This is a genomic window from Paenibacillus sp. OT2-17 (assembly GCF_009827695.1).
In the GTDB taxonomy this organism is placed as follows: domain Bacteria; phylum Bacillota; class Bacilli; order Paenibacillales; family Paenibacillaceae; genus Paenibacillus; species Paenibacillus polymyxa_B.
Window position 1 is genome coordinate 1 of the sequence record NZ_WUDQ01000037.1, and the last position, 21236, is coordinate 21236.

The 21236-nt window shown below is 44.1% G+C and carries 32 protein-coding genes and 1 rRNA gene; 2 read left to right on the plus strand and 31 right to left on the minus strand.

Annotation, left to right across the window (positions count from 1 at the left end; all coding sequences use genetic code 11):
* From GRP75_RS08800 to GRP75_RS08810, 3 genes are all read right to left on the minus strand, one after another.
* A 16S ribosomal RNA gene (locus GRP75_RS08800) occupies positions 1 to 113 on the minus strand; the annotation flags it as partial.
* A 423-nt stretch (positions 114 to 536) separates the two neighbouring features.
* Complete coding sequence (locus GRP75_RS08805; protein ID WP_013312131.1) at positions 537 to 767, minus strand: hypothetical protein; 231 nt, start codon at positions 765 to 767, stop codon at positions 537 to 539.
* 192 nt (positions 768 to 959) lie between these two features.
* Positions 960 to 1574, minus strand: coding sequence for a stage II sporulation protein M (locus GRP75_RS08810; protein ID WP_160789114.1), 615 nt, complete (start codon positions 1572 to 1574; stop codon positions 960 to 962).
* Between the two features lie 98 nt (positions 1575 to 1672).
* Here GRP75_RS08810 and pdaB point away from each other — a divergent pair, with 98 nt between their 5' ends.
* Together pdaB and gerD are read left to right on the plus strand one after the other, a co-directional pair.
* Positions 1673 to 2452, plus strand: a complete 780-nt coding sequence (gene pdaB / locus GRP75_RS08815; RefSeq protein ID WP_053326182.1) for a polysaccharide deacetylase family sporulation protein PdaB — start codon at positions 1673 to 1675, stop codon at positions 2450 to 2452.
* A 106-nt stretch (positions 2453 to 2558) separates the two neighbouring features.
* Complete coding sequence (gene gerD, locus GRP75_RS08820; RefSeq protein WP_023990486.1) at positions 2559 to 3293, plus strand: spore germination lipoprotein GerD; 735 nt, start codon at positions 2559 to 2561, stop codon at positions 3291 to 3293.
* Positions 3294 to 3327: 34 nt separating this feature from the next.
* On the opposite strand, the gene GRP75_RS08825 is transcribed toward gerD, so the two are convergent.
* The 28 genes from GRP75_RS08825 to rpsQ all read right to left on the minus strand — a co-directional run bounded on the left by GRP75_RS08825 (position 3328) and on the right by rpsQ (position 21161).
* Positions 3328 to 4434, minus strand: a complete 1107-nt coding sequence (locus GRP75_RS08825; RefSeq protein WP_023990487.1) for an Mrp/NBP35 family ATP-binding protein — start codon at positions 4432 to 4434, stop codon at positions 3328 to 3330.
* Between the two features lie 59 nt (positions 4435 to 4493).
* Positions 4494 to 5270 carry an N-acetylmuramoyl-L-alanine amidase CwlD gene (gene cwlD / locus GRP75_RS08830; protein ID WP_103050278.1) on the minus strand — a complete coding sequence of 259 codons (777 nt, stop codon included), beginning with the start codon at positions 5268 to 5270 and terminating at the stop codon, positions 4494 to 4496.
* A gap of 68 nt (positions 5271 to 5338) precedes the next feature.
* Positions 5339 to 6508: a sulfate adenylyltransferase gene (sat, locus tag GRP75_RS08835; protein WP_160789115.1), complete on the minus strand. Its 1170-nt coding sequence runs from the start codon at positions 6506 to 6508 to the stop codon at positions 5339 to 5341.
* 53 nt (positions 6509 to 6561) lie between these two features.
* The gene (locus GRP75_RS08840) at positions 6562 to 7254 is read right to left on the minus strand and encodes a phosphoadenylyl-sulfate reductase (RefSeq protein WP_160789116.1); all 693 of its coding nucleotides are present in this window, start codon (positions 7252 to 7254) and stop codon (positions 6562 to 6564) included.
* Positions 7255 to 8966: 1712 nt separating this feature from the next.
* Entirely contained in the window at positions 8967 to 9359 is a 393-nt protein-coding gene (rpsI, locus tag GRP75_RS08845; protein ID WP_013312140.1) for a 30S ribosomal protein S9, read from the minus strand.
* A 20-nt stretch (positions 9360 to 9379) separates the two neighbouring features.
* The gene (gene rplM, locus GRP75_RS08850) at positions 9380 to 9817 is read right to left on the minus strand and encodes a 50S ribosomal protein L13 (RefSeq protein ID WP_013312141.1); all 438 of its coding nucleotides are present in this window, start codon (positions 9815 to 9817) and stop codon (positions 9380 to 9382) included.
* Positions 9818 to 10000: 183 nt separating this feature from the next.
* The gene (gene truA, locus GRP75_RS08855) at positions 10001 to 10786 is read right to left on the minus strand and encodes a tRNA pseudouridine(38-40) synthase TruA (protein ID WP_160789117.1); all 786 of its coding nucleotides are present in this window, start codon (positions 10784 to 10786) and stop codon (positions 10001 to 10003) included.
* 151 nt (positions 10787 to 10937) lie between these two features.
* Positions 10938 to 11303: a 50S ribosomal protein L17 gene (gene rplQ / locus GRP75_RS08860; RefSeq protein WP_013312143.1), complete on the minus strand. Its 366-nt coding sequence runs from the start codon at positions 11301 to 11303 to the stop codon at positions 10938 to 10940.
* Positions 11304 to 11337: 34 nt separating this feature from the next.
* A complete protein-coding gene (locus GRP75_RS08865; RefSeq protein ID WP_007432558.1) occupies positions 11338 to 12282 on the minus strand; it encodes a DNA-directed RNA polymerase subunit alpha in 945 nt (314 codons plus the stop codon).
* 135 nt (positions 12283 to 12417) lie between these two features.
* Entirely contained in the window at positions 12418 to 12813 is a 396-nt protein-coding gene (gene rpsK / locus GRP75_RS08870) for a 30S ribosomal protein S11 (RefSeq protein WP_013312144.1), read from the minus strand.
* A 19-nt stretch (positions 12814 to 12832) separates the two neighbouring features.
* Positions 12833 to 13201: a 30S ribosomal protein S13 gene (gene rpsM, locus GRP75_RS08875; RefSeq protein ID WP_007432560.1), complete on the minus strand. Its 369-nt coding sequence runs from the start codon at positions 13199 to 13201 to the stop codon at positions 12833 to 12835.
* A 21-nt stretch (positions 13202 to 13222) separates the two neighbouring features.
* Positions 13223 to 13336 (minus strand): 50S ribosomal protein L36, encoded by a 114-nt coding sequence (gene rpmJ, locus GRP75_RS08880; protein ID WP_003333770.1) that lies wholly within the window; start codon positions 13334 to 13336, stop codon positions 13223 to 13225.
* A 117-nt stretch (positions 13337 to 13453) separates the two neighbouring features.
* A complete protein-coding gene (gene infA / locus GRP75_RS08885) occupies positions 13454 to 13669 on the minus strand; it encodes a translation initiation factor IF-1 (protein ID WP_006212898.1) in 216 nt (71 codons plus the stop codon).
* 2 nt (positions 13670 to 13671) lie between these two features.
* On the minus strand, positions 13672 to 13980 hold the full coding sequence (locus tag GRP75_RS08890; protein ID WP_013312145.1) for a KOW domain-containing RNA-binding protein: 309 nt from the start codon (positions 13978 to 13980) through the stop codon (positions 13672 to 13674).
* Positions 13981 to 13989: 9 nt separating this feature from the next.
* Complete coding sequence (locus GRP75_RS08895) at positions 13990 to 14529, minus strand: M24 family metallopeptidase (RefSeq protein ID WP_049827765.1); 540 nt, start codon at positions 14527 to 14529, stop codon at positions 13990 to 13992.
* A 5-nt stretch (positions 14530 to 14534) separates the two neighbouring features.
* On the minus strand, positions 14535 to 15179 hold the full coding sequence (locus GRP75_RS08900; RefSeq protein WP_013312147.1) for an adenylate kinase: 645 nt from the start codon (positions 15177 to 15179) through the stop codon (positions 14535 to 14537).
* A gap of 90 nt (positions 15180 to 15269) precedes the next feature.
* Positions 15270 to 16568, minus strand: a complete 1299-nt coding sequence (secY, locus tag GRP75_RS08905) for a preprotein translocase subunit SecY (protein WP_013312148.1) — start codon at positions 16566 to 16568, stop codon at positions 15270 to 15272.
* A complete protein-coding gene (gene rplO, locus GRP75_RS08910; RefSeq protein WP_013312149.1) occupies positions 16568 to 17008 on the minus strand; it encodes a 50S ribosomal protein L15 in 441 nt (146 codons plus the stop codon). Before rplO ends, secY begins: the two co-directional genes overlap by 1 nt.
* A 43-nt stretch (positions 17009 to 17051) precedes the next feature.
* Positions 17052 to 17237 (minus strand): 50S ribosomal protein L30, encoded by a 186-nt coding sequence (gene rpmD, locus GRP75_RS08915; RefSeq protein WP_013312150.1) that lies wholly within the window; start codon positions 17235 to 17237, stop codon positions 17052 to 17054.
* Between the two features lie 12 nt (positions 17238 to 17249).
* Positions 17250 to 17747, minus strand: coding sequence for a 30S ribosomal protein S5 (gene rpsE, locus GRP75_RS08920; protein ID WP_013312151.1), 498 nt, complete (start codon positions 17745 to 17747; stop codon positions 17250 to 17252).
* A 27-nt stretch (positions 17748 to 17774) separates the two neighbouring features.
* Positions 17775 to 18143 carry a 50S ribosomal protein L18 gene (gene rplR / locus GRP75_RS08925; protein WP_007432568.1) on the minus strand — a complete coding sequence of 123 codons (369 nt, stop codon included), beginning with the start codon at positions 18141 to 18143 and terminating at the stop codon, positions 17775 to 17777.
* Between the two features lie 115 nt (positions 18144 to 18258).
* Complete coding sequence (gene rplF / locus GRP75_RS08930; RefSeq protein ID WP_013312152.1) at positions 18259 to 18801, minus strand: 50S ribosomal protein L6; 543 nt, start codon at positions 18799 to 18801, stop codon at positions 18259 to 18261.
* A gap of 33 nt (positions 18802 to 18834) precedes the next feature.
* Entirely contained in the window at positions 18835 to 19233 is a 399-nt protein-coding gene (gene rpsH, locus GRP75_RS08935) for a 30S ribosomal protein S8 (protein ID WP_007432570.1), read from the minus strand.
* A gap of 32 nt (positions 19234 to 19265) precedes the next feature.
* On the minus strand, positions 19266 to 19451 hold the full coding sequence (locus tag GRP75_RS08940; RefSeq protein ID WP_013312154.1) for a type Z 30S ribosomal protein S14: 186 nt from the start codon (positions 19449 to 19451) through the stop codon (positions 19266 to 19268).
* 76 nt (positions 19452 to 19527) lie between these two features.
* Positions 19528 to 20073 (minus strand): 50S ribosomal protein L5, encoded by a 546-nt coding sequence (gene rplE, locus GRP75_RS08945; RefSeq protein ID WP_007432571.1) that lies wholly within the window; start codon positions 20071 to 20073, stop codon positions 19528 to 19530.
* Positions 20074 to 20104: 31 nt separating this feature from the next.
* Positions 20105 to 20458, minus strand: coding sequence for a 50S ribosomal protein L24 (rplX, locus tag GRP75_RS08950; protein WP_013312155.1), 354 nt, complete (start codon positions 20456 to 20458; stop codon positions 20105 to 20107).
* Positions 20459 to 20494: 36 nt separating this feature from the next.
* Entirely contained in the window at positions 20495 to 20863 is a 369-nt protein-coding gene (rplN, locus tag GRP75_RS08955) for a 50S ribosomal protein L14 (protein WP_007432573.1), read from the minus strand.
* A 34-nt stretch (positions 20864 to 20897) separates the two neighbouring features.
* Entirely contained in the window at positions 20898 to 21161 is a 264-nt protein-coding gene (gene rpsQ / locus GRP75_RS08960) for a 30S ribosomal protein S17 (protein WP_007432574.1), read from the minus strand.
* Positions 21162 to 21236 lie beyond the last annotated feature (75 nt).

Consider the following 21236-nt stretch of genomic DNA (forward strand, 5'->3'; position numbering starts at 1 on the left):
CCCGTCCGCCGCTAGGTTGTTTAGAAGCAAGCTTCTAAACAACCCCGCTCGACTTGCATGTATTAGGCACGCCGCCAGCGTTCGTCCTGAGCCAGGATCAAACTCTCCATTAAAGACCAACCGAAGTTGGTTTATAGAAAGAGCGATAAGCTCATTTTGAAACTGACGAGATAAAATATCTCTTGTTTGCTTCCATTTTATACAGCCTGACGGCATGTACCAAAATTTCAGCGTTGGATTTTGTAAACAAAATCCGTACTCACTCGTTGTTCAGTTTTCAAAGATCAAACTTGCACAATGTCTTACTTTGTTTCGTCACCGCGTCTCAGTGGCGACCTTTATAATATATCATCTCTTTTTATAATTTGCAAGAGTTTTTTCAATTTCTTTTTTTCGAGCAAATCCTTCAAAAAGGAACGAAAATTAATTTACCATGAATATTGAATAGAGTCAATACTTTTTTTGATATCAGAAAGTATAATCTTTTTAAAATAGTTTACTTCCTGATATCTCTGATATAGTTTCATCTTATCTTTTCATTGTTTGGTTTGTGGGACTCGCCCTCTGCGAGCATATTTTGATAGTTCCTTGGCGGGTGCAAAACGGGCATACATGCGAAAGACTGTTTTATATCGTAGTGCGATTGCGTAGCGAATATCTTGATCCAATCGAGTATCGCTCATATCAAGCAGCATTTCATCTAGCTCCTTACGAAGAACGTAGTCAAGTTCCTTGCATTCTTTTTCGTTAAACAGCATTCCCAACATATGACCATACTCCCTTATCAGCAGATTATATAGTACTTATATTTGCTCAACTATTGTTCCAATCTTTACCTGTTTTTAAACTCAACTGCTAAGGTTTCAAACTTACCCCGATTAATCTTCAGCTTCTCTTTAGGCTCTCCCCTTTGTTATGTTCAATTTTCAGGAAATATATAAATAATTGGCCATAATATTTTATTGTGACAATAAACGATAAGTTATGCCACTCTCAATTGCAGCTGCTATAAGCAGTAAGATGACAGACCATATGGACACCCTCAACGTTTGTTTCATAAATACATCCCACACTGGGCCAGTTCCTTTGCGCTTTAGTCCTATGCTTGTACCTATAGTAGACATTATGTTGATTCCAAACTTCACTCCGAAGGCACAGGCGATAATCAAAACAGGCAATTCAATCACACCGTGAGGCAGTAACCCTTTGACAACAACTTCATACATACTTCTTCCCATATCTGTCTGCAAGTGTACTACAAACCCTAAAACCATACCGTTCACAATTAAAAATATAAACGGTACGATTCCAAATACTGCCCCCATAAATATAACCAGCACACATTTAATTGCATTATTGAAAAAGATGAATACAAAAAAACTCCATTGTGGATGCTCAGAATTCTGCAAGCGCTGCGCTACTTCTCCCAGTCCCTCCATTTGTTGCGCCAGCATGGATTGAATAGTGCCTGTACTTAACCATCCCACCATAATACTTGTGCAGAAAAGAAATGCAGAGATTAAAATTAACCGTCTTGTCGTGTGTAAATCGTGAAAAAATGCTTTTAGTCCCATTTGATAATTCCTCCTATTGGTTCAATGGAATAATTGACAACCCCCGGCATAGCTTTAAGTAAACAAGCACTTCTAGGATGAAAGGGGCGTTATTAACCATGAATTCTTTTTTCTATGTATTGAACGGTAAAAAAATCAAACGATTCTTAATCGTAATGGCTGCAGCCGTCTTTACTGTTGGAGTCATTTATGTAGAAACCGATAATGTTACGGTTTTTTCCGAGGAAGCACCAACCGCTATTTATAGTGTACCCACGGACAAAAAGCTGATCGCTCTCACCTTTGATATTAGTTGGGGTGATAAGCGTACTGCCCCCATCTTAAAAGTCCTTGAGGATAAAAAAGTGACTAAGTCCACCTTTTTTCTTTCTGCCCCTTGGAGTAAAACACATCCAGAGCTTGTGAATCAGATTAAAGAAAGTGGATTTGAGATCGGCAGTCATGGCCATAAACACGAAAATTACAGTAGCTTAAGCGATGAAGATATTCGTAAGCAGATTTCCATTGCTCATACCACATTAACCGAACTGACGGGACAGTCCCCGAAGTTGATCCGTATGCCTAATGGCGACTTTGATAAAAGGGTCCTTCAGGTTGCCAGCACTTTAGGCTACAAAACCATTCAGTGGGATACAGATTCCCTGGACTGGAAAAACCCTGGTACTCAGGTCATAATCGACCGTGTTGTAAATAAAGCGCATCCTGGCGATATCGTCCTTCTGCATGCCAGTGATTCCTGTAAACAAACACATGAAGCCTTGCCCGTCATTATCGACAAGTTGCGCGCACAAGGCTATGAATTCGTGACTGTATCTGAACTGCTTCAACAGGGTACAGTAAAAGGCAAAGAGGTGCGCGATCAGGCACTGGGTCTTTAAGGAGTTATTTTACATCGTTCTCAGCTAAAAACCAAAAGCAAATCGACATATTTCCCCGCATTCATCCGCATACTATCCACATTCATGATGAAGGAGGAATACGGCCATGAATTGGACTCGTTTGCGATTTGTTAGCACGGTATGCGTACTGGGCGTTGCACTGAGTGGCTGCGGCTCGGATCAGGGTTCTGCGCCCCCCCAGAACAGTTATAAAGAGATGAAAACGATGGTTGTCGATATCTTGAAAAGCGATGACGGAAAAAAAGCCGTAGAGGAGGCTTTAACCGGGGAAAGCACTTCAAAAGAAGGACAATCCGGTCAAAGCAGTGAAGAGGGTGGGGCTGGTGGTGGATCTGGTGGAAGCATGGGAATGAAAATGCTTATGCCCATGCAATCGGCTGAACAGATGAAGATCGCAGTCAAAGATACTTTGGTATCACCTGAATATAAAAAAGAAATCGAAAAAATTATGACTGATCCGCGTTTTGCCGGAGAATTTGCCAAAGCCATCAACAGCCAAAGCAAACAGCTTCATATGCAACTTATAAAAGACCCTTCTTATCAAAAATCAATTGAAGCGATGCTTAAGTCGCCAGAACTGACCAAGATGTATATGGACTTAACTAAAACTCCTGAATATCGCAAACAATCTATGACAGTCATGCATGATGCCATGCAGAATCCGATTTTTCGGCTTGAAGTCATGAATTTACTTAAAACTGTCGTACAAGAGGAACTCCAACCTAAGGTTGAGAAAAAAAGCGGTGAGCAAGGTGGCTCTGCTGATCAGAAGCAAGATGGTGGTGGTGGAGGCGAAGGAGAACAAGGTGGAGGCCAATAATAAAAAGGCTGGTTCAACAACCAGCCTTTTTTTCTTATTCAAATTCCGCGTGCAACGTCGTAATTTGAGCAGCAATATCATTGTAAATTGCCCCTGTCGCCGACTCGGATTTATATACGGATGGAGAAAAGTCGGCTTCTGAAGGGTGATTGTCTGGGATACCCAGCGGAATTTGCGCCAGCAGCTTCGTATGAAGGGTATCTGCCAGCATAGCCCCGCCACCGCGTCCAAAAACATAGTCCTTTTCTCCGGTGGAGGATACATAATAGGACATGTTCTCCACAACACCAATGACCTTATGATCTGTTTGGAGCGCCATAGCCCCTGCACGTGCAGCTACAAAAGCTGCAGTTGCATGTGGGGTAGTGACAATGATTTCTTCACTCTGCGGAATCATTTGATGTACGTCAAGCGCTACATCGCCAGTCCCTGGTGGTAAATCGAGTATCATATAATCCAGTTGTCCCCATTCAACATCACTAAAAAACTGTCTGAGCATTCTCCCCAGCATGGGACCTCTCCAAATCACCGGATTGTTCTCTCTGACAAAGAAGCCCATAGACATGATTTTGATACCGAATCGCTCCACCGGCTGAATGATACCATCTTCGACAGAAGGAACCTCCTCCACCCCGATCATATCCGGCACGCTAAATCCATAGATATCCGCATCAATTAAACCCACACGCTTCCCCTGTCTAGCTAAAGCAGCAGCCAAATTTACAGCTACTGTCGATTTTCCGACACCACCTTTTCCGCTTGCAATGGCAATAAACCGGACGCCAGATGCTGGGCTAAGCAGCTCATGTTCTTCCATACCGACAGCATGTCCTTTGGTCAAAACCGGGTCAGCGGCTTCCTCGGTATTCTCCACAGCTTGAATTGCGGACTTTTCATGCTCAGATGCCTCACGAATACGAATATGGACGTGGCTTAATCCCGCCTCTTCTAACGTCTGCCGGATTTCCCGCTCCAGTTCTGCACACGTCTCTTCCTGGCTATTCAAACTAATAGCGGTCAGGGATACCCGATCCTCTTTAACAACCACATCCCGAATAAAATGGAGATCGACTAGACGGCGTCCTGTTTGAGGCTCCCGCACTTGTTGAAGTAGCTCTATAACTTGCTCTCTTGATTGCATGAATTATCAGCACCTCTGCTTTAATGAATTACGGAGTGGTAAACACTTACAGTATACCACTATCTGGCCTCAGGTGCTGGTGAGATCCCCTTTTCCCCGGCACTGTAACGCAAAATCCCCTTATATATGGACGCCGCCACCTGCCTTTGATAGTTCACGTCACTTAGTCGTCTAGCTTCCTCTGGATGGGACAAAAATCCGACTTCTACAAGGGCTGATGGCATTTTGAGAGCTTTCAATAAATAAACTGTGTTCACGGTCTTAGCCACTCTGTCCGTATTTTCCAAGTTGCGTTTGATTTCTTCCTGAATTAAAGACGCCAAATTCTCGTTATCTGCATGGTTAGGAACGTAAAAGGTCTGGGCTCCACTCCAACGGCTCGACGGAATACTGTTCATATGAATACTTAGAAAGAGGTCCGCTTTCTGCTCCTCAATTATACGCACACGCTGCTTCAAATCCTCCGTTTTTCTTCTGGAATAACCTTTCGTTTCTTGCTGCGCCAGGTCGCGGTCATCCTCACGTGTCATGACAACAACAGCACCTGCTTGCTGCAAATAATCCCGCAAATAAAAAGCGATTGCCAGATTAATATCCTTTTCAATAATTCCTTCTTTGCTAACCGCCCCTCCATCAGGCCCTCCGTGTCCAGCATCTATAGCAATTACTTTACCAGTAAGGGGTAAACTCCAATGGGTCCAAGCTCTCGAAGCAGGTATCTCATACAATGCCAGTGTAATAAACAGAACGGCGAGACAACAGCCCAACAGCATTTTTTGCAACGTCCGATAGCGAATCCACAGTGTAACCTCGTTTTTACGATTATTTTTTTGCATAACAAAACGCCTCCGTCCTATACAGATACTAATAATCTATATGGGACGAGGCGTGTAGATAGTACAACTCAGGCATGAACAAATTCCTTCATACCTTCAATCAGCACTTGAGCAACTTCCGGTCGTGTAAATTCAGGTGGCGGGCAAACCCCAGAGCGCAACAATTCCCGTACCTTGGTGCCCGAGAGCGTCAAATGATGCTCCTTGGGATGTGGGCATGTTTTACTTGAGGCCATATTTCCACATCGAGTGCAATAAAAGCTGTGTTCAAAGAACAATGGAGTAATCCCCAGCTCTTCAGGTGTAAAGTGCCTGAAAATTTCCTGTGCTTCGTAGGTACCATAATAGTCTCCTACCCCGGCATGATCCCTTCCAACAATAAAATGGGTGCAGCCATAGTTTTTTCGCACAATAGCATGGAAAATGGCCTCTCTAGGACCCGCGTATCGCATGGCAGCAGGAAATACCCCCAGAAAAGTCCGATCAGCCGGATAATAATTGTCCAGCAGCACCAGATAGCTCTTCATACGCACATCTGCCGGAACGTCATCTGACTTGGTTTCACCAACGAGTGGGTTTAGAAACAAAGCATCCACAATCTCCATCGCGCTTTTCTGGATGTACTCATGCGCCCGGTGTACCGGATTTCGTGTTTGAAAACCGACCACTGTTTTCCAGCCTTTTTCTACAAAATAGTCGCGTGTCTGTGATGGTGTATAGTAAAACTCACTAAATTGTGTGGGCTCCGGCCGATTCAGCACTTGCACAGATCCACCAACATATGTAGAAGGTCGATCTAACAGTTTGTTTACGCCAGGATGAGCAGGGTCATCGGTCTTGAATACTCGTCTGGCTTCCTCAGCCTGATCTACCTGATAAATACTTTCAATATCAAGTACAGCATAGATAGTATCGTCTGTTTCACCCACCAAAGCCACCTGCTGACCTAATTTCAGTTCACTGGCTACACTTTCTACAACTGCAAGAGTAATGGGAATACTCCAGACTGTACCATCGGCAAGACGCATATCTGTTACCACCGACCGATAATCAGATTCATTCATAAACCCCGTCAAAGGAGAGAAAGCTCCCACTCCAATCAAATCCAGATCAGAAATGGTCCATGAGTTTACACGGATAGGAAACAATTCTCCTGCAGCCTGCAAAAGTGCTTTTTGCTCCGGTCCTGTAATGATTTTATCAACAAGTGTTCCGCCATGCGGAAGAATTGCAGTCATAATGCACTTCCCTTCTCTTCATAAATACGACTCATAGTTACCTGAATACCATTTTATTGATGGAGCCCACACTCTGTTTTCTCATTGCCTGACCAGCGACCTGCACGAGGGTCTTCACCTGGTAGAACTTCACGGGTACATTGCTCACAACCGATACTGGGATAATTGCGGTCATGCAATGGATTATACAGTACTTCATGAGTACGGATATAGTTCCATACATCCTCGGATGTCCAGCTTGCCAAGGGATTAAATTTAACGAGTCCAAACTTTTCATCATACTCTACCTTTTTTGAATTCGCACGGGTAGGGGCCTGATCCCGGCGAATACCAGTAATCCATGCATCGTATTGTGACAAAATGCGTGTCAGGGGCTCAACTTTGCGTATACCACAACATGTGTTAGGATCTGTTTTCCACAGTTCCTCTCCATGCTCAGCCGCTTGCTCTTCAGGAGTAATTAAGGGAGAGACCCTGACAAAATCCAAATTATATCTGGCTTTCATCTGATCTCGCGTATCGTAAGTTTCTTGAAAATGAAAGTCGGTGTCCAAGTAAAAAATGTCGGTGGAAGGGTTAATTTTTTGAAGCATATCTACTAGTACTACATCTTCTGCTCCGAAGCTACAAGCAAAGGTAAGATTGGGAAATGTAAGAACAGCATACTGGATAACTTCCTCTGGAGTAGCCTCTTCCAGTTCAATTGCCTTGACTCTAATCAACGCTTCTTTCTCCAATAAATTCATTATCAATGCGCCTCCATATGAAGATTCATAAATAAGTGTCATTTCAATACCGACTAAACTAATAAGATTAAATACAGTATAAAACTTTCACAATCATTGTCAATCCAAGGCAAAATGTCCTGATGTAAGCATTTATCCTCCCACATTTGCAGGAATGTTGTTCTGTCAGCATTCTTTAATGCTTTCTTGCGTATCCAACCAAGTTCATTGGCTTTATATAAAATATTCTTATACCAAACACTTGAAAATGGTCCATAGGCTCTTTTGTTACTAAAAATAACTAGTGTAGCTGAAGGAATGCTTGAATGGAGGCTTTTTACGTCAACAAAGACGGCTTGTTCTCTACTCTGCCGAAGACAAAGGCGTACCACCAGTACGCTTTTAAACAAAGGGCTTTCTCATATAACAATATATGGTAATAGTTTGGTACTTGAAGGAATACATCCTATAGTTTTGACTTTGGAAGAGCAAGCCGAACGTGCGGATAAGCATTTTTTTGACAACTCACCTTGCTACGCAAAATTACTTAGTTGAATGATTTCTATAGCCAAAATGTATTATTGTACTATACATATGCTTGTGGATCTTCTGAGTGAAATGCTTTAGAGGCATCTAGGAGCAGCGTATCCTAATCTTGGCCTAGTGCGCGGCAGCAATGCTGAACAGCTTTGGGTTGCTTGATCAAGCAAGAATCATCTGTAGAAGAAAGCAACATCGTTTCTGAATCTAAGATTATCGAAGGGTGCTAACCGAGGGAATTGAAAATAACTTTAGGTTCCAAAGCTCTTATTTTGCATTCCAAAGATGAAGTCCGTATGTGGACGAGTTCAGATGAAGGCAAACTAGCCTTTACTCGAATTTTTAGCCAGATGAAATCGACTACACTATTCTGGAGCTCTGGCGTCAGCGATGCTTTCATTGTGGAAATTATAAAAGAAATGACTGCGCGCTGAACTCTTATTATGCCTCTATCCAATCCTAAAGCGCTTATAGAGGCAATTCCCGAGGGATTGATCCCTGGACACAAGCAAGACTCTTATCGCTACTGGAAGCCTATTTAAAGCCTGACATCAAGATGGGTCAATTTTATGAGGGTAGACACAGTCGGACAATACATGGTGCTCCCAGTTATAGTTTGGAGCGATTGCTGTGTAGACTATTTCCATTACCAGTAACATGTACATCGCCATTGCCATAGCAGTAGCCTAGGAAGCGGACAGTGCTAGGCTAAAGAGCGTCCTTCTCTCAGTGCACACAAATAAAAAGAGGTATTCCTTGCCGTATCCCTAGCTGCGCCCAAAACAGCTGTACAAGAGGCATAGACAGTACCAGCCAGAACATATCAAGGGACTTTACATAAACAAGTGAAAGCAAAGTATCTCGTGAAACAGCACTTAGCAGAGAATATTAAGATGAGGCTATATTGAATAGTCGAACATTATATTTTAGTCACAGGTTATAAACATTACAGAATAAACTCCGTGGAAATAGCAAACTGTATTTGTGTATAACAATATCGTCTTCAATTACATCGTGGATAACTTTTCGTGTTCCATGCATTTGCATGCGGTTATTTATGTATTCGCAGAAACATGCTGAAGCCCATGAATTTTAGAGTAGGTCTACTTATCCACATGTGGATAATAATCAGGAAATGACTAAATAAAAAAGAACCCTTTCCATAAGGAAAAGGTTCTTCTGTATTCGAAATATTAACGTTTCGAGAACTGTGGTGCACGACGAGCGGCTTTGAGACCGTATTTTTTACGTTCTTTCATACGTGGGTCACGAGTCAAGAAGCCTGCTTTTTTCAAAGCTGGACGGAATTCCGGATCTGCTTTCAACAGAGCACGGGAAATACCGTGGCGAATTGCGCCGGCTTGACCAGAGATACCACCACCATGAGCGATAACGAGTACGTCATAGCTGCCAACTGTTTCTGTCAGGTTCAGTGGTTGTTTTACGATCAGTTTGAGAGTTTCCAAACCGAAATATTCATTAATATCACGCTTATTGATGACAATGCGTCCTTCACCCGGTACGAGACGAACACGAGCTACCGAATGTTTACGACGACCTGTCCCATAGTATTGTACTTGTGCCATGAAACTGTCCTCCCTTTTAATTATCCGCGAAGTTCGTAAACTTCAGGTTTTTGTGCTGCATGTGGATGCTCAGTGCCTCTGTAAGCTTTAAGTCTCAGCTTCATTTTCTCGCCTTGACGAGTTTTAGGAAGCATACCGTGAACAGCCAATTCCAACATACGCTCAGGCTTGTTCTTAACCATTTCTTGTGCAACCGTTACTTTCAGACCACCTGGATGCAGGGAGTGACGGTAGTATTTCTTGTTCTCCATTTTTTTACCGGTCAATACGATTTTTTCCGCATTGATTACAACAACAAAATCACCTGTGTCCACATGTGGTGTAAATTGTGGCTTGTGTTTGCCGCGAATCAACGCAGCCGCTTCGCTTGCCAGACGGCCGAGCGTTTTGCCTTCGGCATCAATGATGTGCCAGTTGCGCTCAACTTCATTTGGCTTCGCCATATACGTAGTACGCATGAAAAGTATCCTCCTTAAGTTCGTTAACAGAAATCATCATTTATCTTCGTTCGTTAAGTTGCTGCATTATTGATGGATTAGATGTTAATTTAAAGTGATTATCTTAATTGGGGCTGTGGGAAAGCCATTAAGAAAACACAACTTTTATATTACAGGATAACCATCAATTCCGCAAGGGTAAAATCAATGTTTTTTGATGTTTTCGTCGTACTCTACATTCCAGAGCGTTAAAGCGTGTCCAACGGCCGTAGGTCCGGCCTTTGAACGATTTTTCGCCTCCAAAATGGAAGGAATATCATCCGACGATTTTTTGCCTTCTCCCACTTCCAGCAAAGTACCCATAATAATTCGAACCATGTGCTGCAAAAATCCGCTACCTGTAATATAAGTATGGATAATTCCCTGATCATCCGAGTCCGGACGTGAAAAGGAATGGTCTACTGTCATATAGGCTTCGTAAATAGTACGAACATGATTCGTCTTTTGGGAACGTCGAGATGCGAACGAAGTATAGTCAAAGGTGCCAACTAAATGAGCTAACCCTTCCTCCATCGCTCTTACATTCAGACTCGTTGGATGATGGGCCTGTGTACGACGGTGAAAGATGTCCGGAAACCGGTTCGCATTAATACTGTACCGATATGTCTTCCGCTTCGCCATGCGGCGTGCATGAAAGGACAGTGGCACCTCTCTCGCATCCGTAACGATGATATCACGAGGCAACCAGGCATTAAGTGCCAGACACCAGCGCTGTAACGGAATCGGCGATTCAGTGTGAAAATTGAATACCTGCCCGTATGCATGTACACCTGCATCTGTACGGCCTGAGCCTGTAATTTTAAGACGCTCGCCCGTCAATGAGTAAATAGCATGTTCAAGGCAGTCCTGAATGGTGTTACCGTTAGGCTGCGTCTGAAAGCCATCATAGTGGGTTCCGTCATAGTTCACCTTCATGCACAAGTTCCGCATGCTTCTCACACCTTTGTAGGGGTAGTCTCTGGCCTTGCAAGGAATAACCGAACATAACAAAGGAGAAGCCCCTCAAGGACTCCTCCAAGAGAAAAAAAGGGTTGTTCAGAATCAAGCCGATTCTGTCCACCCTTCCCTCATCTTCGCCTGTTTACGCGCGGTCAACCAATTCCAGATATACCATTGGAGCGGCGTCGCCACGACGAGGTCCCAATTTCAGGATACGAGTGTATCCACCTGGACGCTCAGTGTAACGTGTAGCCAATTCGCTAAACAGCTTTTGGATTGCATCCTGCTCACCATCCAAAGTTTCACGGCGAACGAACGCAGCCACTTGACGACGTGCGTGCAGATCTCCTTTTTTCGCTTTGGTGATCAGTTTTTCAGCAATAGAACGAACTTCTTTCGCTTTAGCCTCAGTAGTTTGGATACGCTCATACAAGAACAGATCGGTTACCAAATCACGAAACAAAGCTTTACGGGCACTGGAGTTACGGCCCAATTTTTGGTATGCCATGTAATTTCCCCTCCTTCACAAAAACGTTGCTGTACTATTCTTCCGTACGAAGTCCTAAACCAAGTTCCTCGAGCTTCTCTTGTACTTCTTCCAAAGATTTGCGACCCAAGTTACGGACCTTCATCATATCTTCTTCAGATTTAGTCGTGAGTTCTTGTACCGTATTGATACCAGCGCGCTTAAGGCAGTTATAGGAACGGACGGAGAGATCCAGCTCTTCGATCGTCATTTCAAGAACTTTTTCTTTCTTGTCTTCTTCTTTTTCAACCATAATTTCAGCATCTTTTGCCTCGTCCGTGAGACCCACGAACAACATCACATGCTCGGTCAAAATTTTGGCTCCAAGGCTCACTGCTTCCTCGGGACGAATACTTCCGTCAGTCCAAACCTCAAGTGTCAGCTTGTCATAATTCGTAACCTGGCCGACACGCGTATTTTCTACGCCGTAGTTCACGCGTGCAATCGGAGTGTAGATGGAGTCGACGGGAATGACGCCGATCGGCTGGTCATCACGTTTGTTCCGATCCTGCTTAACGTAACCGCGACCGCGATTGGCAAAAATACGCATGTGAAGTCTCGAACCCGGTCCGAGCGTAGCAATGTGAAGATCCGGATTAAGAATTTCCACATCACTATCCGCACGGATATCTCCTGCCGTTACAACTCCTTCGCCTTCCGCATCGATTTCGAGTACTTTCTCTTCATCCGAGTGGATTTTAAGCGATAAAGCTTTCAAGTTCAGAATGATCTCCGTTACGTCTTCCTTCACACCGGGAACCGTTGCAAACTCGTGCAGAACCCCATCGATCTGAACCGATGTGACTGCTGCCCCCGGTAACGAGGATAACAGAATACGGCGAAGCGAGTTTCCCAGCGTCGTACCGTATCCGCGTTCCAGCGGTTCTACTACGAATTTTCCATAGGTGCCATCATCATTGACGTCAACCGTCTCAATTTTCGGCTTTTCGATTTCTATCACTGCAATATCCCTCCTTCAAAACGTCGCTCCTATATGAAACATTCACCTTATCCATAGTCTATCATGCAGTATACCTAAACATCCATTCTTGGCAGTTTGTGCCGGATCTATACTACACGCAGAGGAGAAATCTCATTAGACGCGACGACGTTTTGGAGGACGGCATCCGTTATGAGGTACCGGAGTTACGTCTTTGATCAGGTTAACTTCCAAACCAGCAGCTTGCAAAGAGCGGATTGCTGCTTCGCGACCTGCACCAGGTCCTTTAACCATGACTTCGACAGTTTTCATGCCGTGTTCCATAGCAGCTTTAGCAGCAGTTTCTGCGGCCATTTGCGCTGCGAATGGAGTAGATTTACGGGAACCACGGAATCCCATGCCGCCTGAGCTGGCCCAAGAGATTGCGTTACCGTGTGGATCTGTGATCGTAACGATCGTGTTGTTGAACGTGGAACGGATGTGTGCCACGCCAGTCTCGATATTTTTACGGTCACGGCGTTTTGTACGTACAACTTTTTTCGGTTTAGCCATTGAATGTTATCCTCCCTTCTTATTTCTTTTTGTTCGCTACAGTCCGACGAGGACCTTTACGGGTACGAGCATTAGTTTTAGTACGTTGTCCGCGAACAGGCAACCCACGACGGTGACGAACACCACGGTAGCAGCCAATCTCAGTCAGACGTTTAATATTCAAGGAAATTTCACGACGCAGATCGCCTTCTACTTTAACTTCTTTGTCGATCGTTTCACGTAATTTGCTCACTTCATCTTCAGTCAAATCACGAACACGCGTGTTTGCACTGATGCCTGTTTCCTTCAAGATTTTCTGAGAAGTCGTTTTACCGATTCCGAAAATGTAAGTCAAGGCGATCTCAACGCGTTTGTCACGTGGCAAATCCACACCAGCTATACGAGCCATTTTACGCTACACCCCCTTCTATTAACCTTGTTTTTGTTTGTGTTTCGGATTTTCGCAAATAACCATTACGTTCCCTTTGCGGCGAATGACTTTGCATTTTTCGCAAATAGGTTTTACAGAAGGTCTTACCTTCATGTTGATTACCTCCTCCAAGCTTTACCCTGGTAAAACTCGCTTCGTGAACATTCACATCGTTTTGCCGAGCAAAACAAGTTTTTTAAATGACATACGTTTAATAAAAACCTGCATGAATTACTTGCGGTACGTTATACGGCCTTTGGTTAAATCGTAAGGCGATAACTGTACAACCACCTTGTCGCCTGTCAAAATACGGATAAAGTGCATCCGCAGCTTTCCGGAAACATGAGCAAGAATTTGATGACCGTTCTCCAGCTCTACCTTGAACGTAGCGTTCGGCAGTGGCTCGATTACCGTACCTTCAACCTCAATGACATCTTCTTTGGCCAAAGTCAGTCTCCTTTCTCTTCAGCTTGGTATTCGGACGAGTCCAGGAAAGTTTTCACTGCATGGCGCAGCTTTCCATTCGTCACCCGACCGCTTTCGTTTAAACTGTTTACAATCTCGCTACTAATCTTTGGCTGAGGCACCAAATGAAGAACATTTTTCTTCTTCGCTTGATCAAACTTTCGTTTATCCCCATCCGCAATATATACAAACCTGCTATCTGCTACTGAAACGACAACCGCAATCTGTCCGGCACCTCTGCCTTTCAGAATCTTCACCAGCTGACCGATTTGCAGGTTTCCTTGCTGAATCATTCCAATCACCTACGCACTCAGTTTCGTGAAAATGTCCATGCCGCCCGTTTCGCACGTCACCGCTTGCTCGTTATGAGCACATGAGGTTACGTTCATCGTAACGACCGTCCAGTTGTCTTCCAGCGTCCCTACATGGTGAGAACCTATCTGAATCATTGATTCAATAGCCAGCCCAATGCCGGTTTTCAGCCTCGGCCCCTGCTCAGGAATACCACGGTTTGGATTCTCAATATATTGCCGAATGGCATGCGACATTGTAAACTGGCGAGTCTTCGCGATGATATCGCCTTTGTTTAACTTGCGTTTGCCGGGAAATCCGTGCACCAGTTGTTCGTTGACTGAAGCGCAAATGCTAGCAGGAAAACCGTTATAACCTTTAAAAGACGGCACAGCTCCCTGACTGCGAATATACCGATCAGCTAAATGATCAAGTTCACCGGTCGTAATACCGGGCTCGATGTGTCCTGCCAAGAGATGATCCGTTTCCGTATCTATTCTCTTAGCTTTCCTCATAAAGCTTGATTCCGTCCCCGACTTGCAAATGATCATTACAGCTAACCCCGCAACAAGGACACGATATTTTGGGAAACCACATCAATATCCTGTTCTCCGTCAATATGACGCAGAAGATTCTGGTTCTCATAAAACGTGAGGAGTGGTGCTGTTTTATTACTATATTCGTCAAGTCGTGTTCTTACGCTATCTTCATTATCGTCAGGACGCTGATAGAGTTCCCCACCGTCTTTATCGCAAATGCCTTCAACCTTAGGAGGATTAAAGACAATATGATAGCTAGTTCCGCAGCTTTTACAAACCCGCCGTCCTGTGATTCGTGCCAACAAGTTGTCACTATCCACTTTCAGGTTGATGACGTCATCTAGCTTCGTATTCAAACGACCCAAAATTTGATCCAAGGCTTCAGCTTGAGCCAAAGTTCTTGGAAAACCGTCCAGCAAGAACCCTTTCTTGCAATCTGGCTGTTGTAGCCGTTCTTCAACGATACCGATTGTTACGTCATCCGGAACAAGTTCACCCTTGTCGATATATTCTTTAGCTTTAATGCCAATAGGTGTTCCCTGTTTCATCGCTAGGCGAAAAGCATCACCTGTCGAGATATGAGGAATGCCGAATTCCTTCACAATGACATCTGCTTGTGTACCTTTACCAGCCCCCGGAGGGCCCATGATCAAAATATTCACAATCTGTCACTCCTCAAGACGACCCCTACACAAGAAACAGCACAAAAGGTGCCGGTAAGCATGCGAACATCCTAAGCCGGTACCTATTGCCTATTTGTTGATGAAGCCTTTGTAATGGCGTTTGATCAGTTGGCTTTCGATTTGCTTCATTGTATCCAATGCTACACCAATGATGATGAGCAATGAAGTACCGCCAATTTGCACGGAACGAGGCAAGCCCGAAAGCGAACCGAAGAATACCGGCAAAACGGATATGACTGCCAGAAACAAGGCTCCTGTCATTGTCAAACGTGACATTACTCGTGTCAAGTATTTCTCCGTGGCTTTACCCGGGCGAATTCCCGGAATATAACCGCCGTTTTTCTTCATATTGTCGGCCATTTGCTGCGGATTCATCTGTACAAAGGTATAGAAGAATGTGAAACCGATAATCATTACGACATACAAAACCATGCCCAGCGGCTTGTCATAATACAAGTAAGTGGTAACCCACTTAGCCCAAACATGATCTGCCCAGAAACTCGCAATAATTGTCGGGAATTGCAGCAATGATACCGCAAAGATTACCGGAATAACGCCTGCCGCATTAATTTTCATCGGAATATGCGTATTCTGGCCACCGTACATTTTGTTGCCAACTACACGTTTCGCGTATTGTACCGGGATTTTCCGAATACCTTGCTGGATGTAGATAACACCAACAATAATCAGAACAATCACCAGGGCAATTATAATTGCCTTCAGAATATTCATAAACAGCTGATCTGCCTGAATAAACTGAGATTCTACAACCGTCCGAATATGTCTTGGAATACCCGCTGCAATCCCTGCGAAGATAACAATAGAGATACCATTGCCGATTCCCTTTTCGGTAATTTGCTCACCGAGCCACATAAGGAACGTAGTTCCTGCTGTAAGCACAATGGCAATGACCAGATAATCTGCAAAAGTGGCTCCTGGAATCATCGCTGCACCGTACAGTCGATTAAAGCCAATCGATGTTCCGAATGCTTGAATCAGGCCAAGTATTACCGTACCATAACGCGTAATTTGAGCCAACTTCTTTTTACCATGCTCTCCTTGTTTAGCCCATTCCGCAAGTTTCGGAATCACGTCCATTGACAGCAACTGTACAATGATGGACGCTGTAATATATGGCATAATCCCGAGGGCGAAGATCGAAAACTGATACAATGCGCCCCCTGAGAAGGTGTTAAGGAGTCCAAACAACTCGCTTCCTGCCTGATCCTGAGAAGTAAAGACTTGCTTGTTCACGCCGGGAACCGGCACGAAGGAGCCAATACGATATACAAAGAGTATAAACAGGGTGAACAGGATTCGGGTTCTAAGATCCTCAACCCGCCATATATTTTTCAGGGTCTTGAACATTAGATCACCTCGGTTTTACCGCCGGCAGCTTCAATTTTCTCTACCGCAGATTGAGAGAACTTGTTCGCTTTAACTGTCAATTTCACAGTGATTTCACCGTTACCCAGAATTTTGATTCCGGATTTAGCGTTTTTCACAATGCCATTGTTCAGCAAAAACTCAGGGCTTACTTCTGTACCCGCTGCAAAACTGTTCAAATCTTCGATATTCAAAACCGCATACTCTTTACGAGTAGGATTTACGAAACCGCGTTTAGGCAAGCGACGATACAGTGGGTTTTGACCACCCTCGAAGCCCGGACGTACACCACCGCCGGAACGAGCGTTTTGACCTTTATGACCACGACCAGAAGTTTTACCCGTACCGCTACTAGGACCACGACCCAAACGTTTACGTTCTTTGCGGGAGCCTGGAGCTGGGGAAAGCTCATGTAACTTCATCGTTCGTTGCACCTCCTTGATTATTGTTAAAATACTTTATTTCTTAAGCCTCAATTTCTTTAACAGAAACCAAATGGCTAACTTGATTAATCATCCCGCGAATAGCTGCATTGTCGGGTTGAACTACTTTATGGTTGATTTTACGCAAGCCGAGCGTTTTAACAGTCGTTCTCTGATTACCAGGACGGCCGATCAACGAACGAACGAGGGTAATTTCTAATTTCGCCATGATATTCCCTCCTTAGCCCAGCAGCTCTTCGATGGATTTGCCGCGCAATTTTGCAACTTCTTCAGCGCGTTTCAAGCGGGACAAACCTTCCAAAGTCGCATTGACCATATTCATGGAATTCGAAGAACCCAAAGATTTTGTCAAGATATCACCTACACCAGCAAGTTCCAGTACAGCACGAACCGGACCACCAGCGATAACTCCAGTACCTTCCGATGCCGGTTTCAACAGAACCCGGCCAGCACCAAACTTACCTGTAACAAGGTGAGGAATTGTTGTTCCTACGAGTGGAACGTGAACCAGGTTTTTCTTAGCATCTTCAATACCTTTGCGAATTGCATCAGGTACTTCGCCAGCTTTACCGATTCCAGCGCCTACCCAGCCGTTGCCGTCGCCCACTACTACCAGAGCACTGAAGCTGAAACGGCGTCCGCCTTTGACAACTTTAGCTACACGATTAATATTTACTACTCTTTCAGTCAGTTCCAAAGTATTCGGATCTACACGCAAGTCGTTAACCTCCTTTTGAGAAATGTCTTAGAATTCAAGGCCTGCTTCGCGAGCTGCATCAGCCAAAGCTTGAATCCGTCCATGATACAAGTATCCACCACGATCAAATACGATGTTAGCATGGCCTTTTTCTTTCGCACGTTTAGCAACGAGTTCGCCAACTTTACGAGCTGCTTCTACACTACCGCCGTTTTTGATTTCGCTGCTCAGTTCTTTATCCATAGTGGATGCAGATACCAATGTTACACCAGCTACATCATCAATCAGTTGTGCGTAGATATGCTTGGAAGAGCGGAATACGTTCAAACGAGGACGTACAGCCGTACCTTCGATTTTCTTACGTACACGCAGATGTCTTCTGACACGTGCTTTATTTTTATCTTGTTTTGTAATCATCTCAAGTTTTCACTCCCTTCAGTTTGCCTTTTAAAACTTTATACTAAGACGCACTGGGTAAAAAAGAAGTACGAAGTCTTTCCTGCAGAAAGACCGCACAAAGTCGGTAAGAAACTTATTTCTTCTTACCGGCTTTACCTTCTTTACGAATGATGCGCTCGCCTTCGTATTTAATCCCTTTACCTTTGTACGGTTCAGGTTCACGAACGGAACGAATTTTAGCAGCGTAGGCACCTACACGCTCTTTATCAATTCCGCGAACGATGATTTTAGTGTTCGAAGGAACTTCGAATTCGATGCCCGCTTCCGGTGTGATTTCAACCGGGTGAGAGTATCCAACGTTCAGAACGATTTTATCTCCGGATTTGCTTGCACGATATCCGACCCCAACCAGCTCCAGAGATTTTGAAAACCCTTCAGTTACACCACTTACCATGTTGTTGACAACGCTGCGGGTTGTTCCATGCAAAGAGCGGTGAAGTTTGTTGTCCGAAGGACGAACTACATTAATTTCATTGTTTTCCACAGTAACGGACATGTCTTTATGAAGCTCGCGAGTCAATGTTCCTTTAGGACCTTTAACTGTGATCGCTGTGTTGTTCAAAGTCACGTCAACACCACTTGGTACTGTGATTGGTTTACGACCAATACGGGACATATCTGTTGCACCTCCTATCTTTTAAACGTTATCTTACCAAACGTAGCAAACAACTTCTCCGCCGGCTTTTGACTGACGTGCTTCTTTGTCGGTCATGATACCTTTGGATGTTGAAATGATTGCGATCCCGAGTCCACCCAATACGCGTGGAATCTCATTGCTCTTCGTGTAAACGCGAAGACCTGGTTTACTGATTCTTTTCAAACCTGTAATAACACGCTCGTTGTTCGCACCGTATTTCAAGAAAATACGGATAATCCCTTGTTTGCTATCTTCAACAAATTCCGCATCACGAATGAATCCTTCACGTTTCAGGATGTCGGCGATTTGTTTTTTCATTGTAGATGCAGGCATTTCTACTGTTTCGTGACGAACTGTGTTCGCGTTACGAATACGAGTAAGCATATCTGCAATTGGATCAGACATAGTCATTGTGTATAAACCTCCTTCCCAAACAGGACTTTTTACCAGCTTGCTTTTTTCACGCCAGGAATCTGGCCTTTATAAGCTAATTCACGGAAGCAAATTCTGCAGATCTTAAACTTTTGCAGTACCGAATGTGGACGACCACAACGCTCGCAACGAGTGTAAGCACGAACTTTAAACTTTGGTGTGCGTTGTTGTTTGACTTTCATTGAAGTTTTTGCCACTTAGCCTGACACCTCCTAAATAGTTTCGGAGAACAGGGTGTCTTTAAAATCAGACGCCCGAAACGTTATGCCAACATTATTTTGCGAAAGGCATGCCCAGCTGAGTCAGAAGCTCACGGGACTCTTCGTCAGTTTTGGCAGTCGTTACGATAACGATGTCCATACCACGAACTTTATCAACTTGATCATACTCGATTTCCGGGAAGATCAACTGTTCTTTCAGACCAAGCGTGTAGTTACCACGTCCGTCGAAAGCTTTTGTCGATACACCATGGAAGTCACGTACGCGAGGAAGAGTAATGTTGAACAATTTGTCCAAGAAATAATACATACGCTCGCCACGAAGTGTTACCTTTACACCGATCGGCATGTTTTCACGCAATTTAAAACCTGCAATAGATTTTTTTGCGCGAGTGATTACTGGTTTTTGACCAGCAATCAGCTGCATGTCGTTGAGAGCTGAATCAAGTACTTTGGAGTTTTGGACTGCGTCGCCAACACCCATGTTGATTACAACTTTCTCGATTTTAGGCACTTGCATCACTGTTGTATAGTTGAACTTCTGCATCAAAGCAGGAGTGATTTCTTTCAAGAAACGTTCTTTCATTCTTGTTGTAGCCATGAATCATATACCTCCTTTCTTCAAAAAATAATTAGTCGATCACTTCGCCAGAACGTTTTGCAATGCGCACTTTTTTTCCGTTGTCCAAAACTTTGTAACCAACACGGGTTACTTTTCCGCTCTTCGGATCAATGTGCATAACGTTGGAAACGTGAATCGGAGCTTCTTTCTCGATGATGCCGCCTTGTGGATTCAGCTGATTAGGCTTTTGGTGTTTTTTAATCATGTTAACACCTTCCACAAGCACACGGTTTTGACGAGGGTAAGCAGCGATAACGCGACCTTTTTTACCTTTATCTTTACCTGTAATCACCAGAACAGTGTCGTCTTTTTTGACGTGCAGCTTGTTGTTATGGGATTCCAGAACTTTTTTCACTTTTGGCATTTCGTACACCTCCTACGGGCACATTTTAAGGTGAGTTTAGATCACTTCCGGAGCCAAGGAAACGATTTTCATGAAGTCCTTGTCACGAAGTTCGCGTGCAACTGGTCCGAAAATACGAGTACCACGTGGGCTCTTGTCTTCTTTAACGACCACTGCTGCGTTCTCGTCAAATCCGATGTAGGAACCGTCTTTACGGCGGATAGAACGTTTAGTACGAACAACAACCGCTCTTACTACATCACCCTTTTTGACAACGCCGCCTGGTGTTGCTTGTTTTACGGAACAAACGATCAGGTCACCAATTTGAGCTGTACGACGTCCCGTACCACCGAGCACACGGATACACATCAGTTCCTTCGCGCCGGAATTGTCAGCTACAGTCAAACGTGTAAATGGTTGAATCATTTATTTATCCTCCTTTCGGAAAAACTACACTACATTAGATTATAACAGCTTTTTCAACGATTTCGACCAGTCTCCAGTTTTTGTCTTTGGACAAAGGGCGAGTTTCCATGATTTTAACAGTATCACCAATTTGTGCAGTGTTGTTTTCATCATGAGCTTTGAATTTCTTAGTTACTTTAATACGTTTATGGTAGAGATCATGTTTTTTGTAAGTTTCTACAGCAATCACAATCGTTTTATCCATTTTGTCGCTGACTACTTTACCGACTAATACTTTACGGGCATTACGTTCGCTCATTGTTGGCCTCCTTCCTAATTACAGGCGGATTTTCCACCCGGTCTGATATCTTAGCTAATCCCAAGTTCTCTTTCA